Raw genomic sequence first — 1,718 nt, 5'->3', positions numbered from 1 at the left:
ATTTTTTTGATGCAGTGTAATAATTTCGCTTTTTGGTCATTCTATTCCCCTCTTATATTAGAAGAATAGCTCTTAAAAATACCTTTTTTTCGTCTAAAAATCCGCGCCTATATCACTGCTCTTCTTTATCTGTGGTAGCTAAAACTCGTGATGCTAATAGTGGCGAATGGGGTCGATTGCTTGAATGGGTTGACGATGATGGGATTAAGCATCAATGGGCTATGCCTTTGGCTTTATTGCAAGGAGATTCCAGCGATGTAAGGAGAGAACTGGCACGATTGGGATTGACTATATCACCTAGTAAAACTGCTCGTGATTTATTAGCTTCCTATATCCAAGTTTTTCCGGTCGAAGAGCGCGCTCGTTGCGTTGATAAACTGGGGTGGTATAAAGACGTATTTGTTACTGCTAATGAAGCCATAGGGCAATCCAGCGAACAAATCGTTTTTCAAAATGCCAATAGTCTTGAACCCGCACTGTCTGTGGCGGGCAGTTTAGAGGATTGGAGAAATTCTATCGCACGATTGGCTGATGGTAATTCTCGCTTGGTATTTGCTATTTCTGCAGCCTTTGCACCAAGCCTCGCCAATCTTGTTGGTGAGGACTCAGGAGGCTTTCATTTCAGAGGAGCATCTTCTTCTGGTAAAACAACAGCTTTAAAAGTAGCTGCTTCTGTTTGGGGTAAGCCGGAAGGCTATATACGCTTGTGGCGAACTACAGCTAACGGATTGGAAGGATTAGCAGCACTTCATAATGATGGTTTATTAATCCTCGATGAGCTTAGTCAGATGGATCCTAAAGAAGCTGGTGAATGTGCATATCTACTCGCCAACGGTCAAGGTAAAACACGAGCATCTCGTTGCGGTACCGCAAGACAATCCATGCGTTGGTCATTACTCTTTTTATCGGCGGGCGAGGAATCATTAACATCAATAATGGCAAAAGCGGGGCAACGATGTAATGCAGGTCAAGAAATTCGATTAGCAGATATTGAAGCTGATGCGGGGGCTAATATGGGACTATTTGAGCAGTTACATAACCATATAAATCCCGCCTCTATGGCACTCGCGTTAAAAGAAGCTGCCTCAGGATTTCATGGAGCAGTTGGGATTGCATGGCTCCATAAGATTGTTAATCATAGAACGGAATTAATCCCTCTGCTCGCCAATAAAATCCAGCAATTTGTAGCAAAAGTGACTAAACCCGAACATTCAGGTCAAATTCAACGAGTAGCCAGACGTTTTGCTTTAGTTGCTATGGCAGGAGAAATAGCGACTCATTATGAGCTGACCGGGTGGAAACGAGGTACCGCATGTCAAGCAGCAGAAAAATGTTTTAACGCCTGGCTAGATGATTTTGGAGCGCATGGCAATAGAGAAGATCGAGCTATATTATCGCAAGTGCGCGCGTTCTTTGAAAAAGAAGGAGCAAGTCGTTTTGAAAGTGAGAATCATCCCAATAGTGAGCGCCTTTATAACCGAGCAGGCTTTTTTCAAACAGATAACGCGGGTTTTCGTATTTTTATGGTTTTATCCGAAGTTTACAGAAAGGAGATTTGCCAAGGATTTGAACCTAAAATGGTGAATAAAGTGCTTATCAACTCATGTTACGCACGGTCAATTTTAAGCTGCCATATTTTTAAGCTCCTGCCAAGCAATCTGGTTCGCTCTAAGAATCAATTTGTACTTAATAGCAAAGTGATTTAAATGAGTTTTTAT

The 1,718-nt window shown here is 42.2% G+C and carries 1 protein-coding gene; it reads left to right on the top strand.

What is annotated here, in order from left to right; translation table 11 throughout:
* Positions 1–56 precede the first annotated feature (56 nt).
* Positions 57–1,706, top strand: a complete 1,650-nt coding sequence (locus tag ELY15_RS15605) for a DUF927 domain-containing protein (protein ID WP_233586865.1) — start codon at positions 57–59, stop codon at positions 1,704–1,706.
* Positions 1,707–1,718 lie beyond the last annotated feature (12 nt).

The sequence above is a fragment of the Legionella sp. km772 genome (assembly GCF_003989735.1).
Classification (GTDB): domain Bacteria; phylum Pseudomonadota; class Gammaproteobacteria; order Legionellales; family Legionellaceae; genus Legionella.
This window is presented reverse-complemented; position numbering and strand designations above follow the sequence as displayed.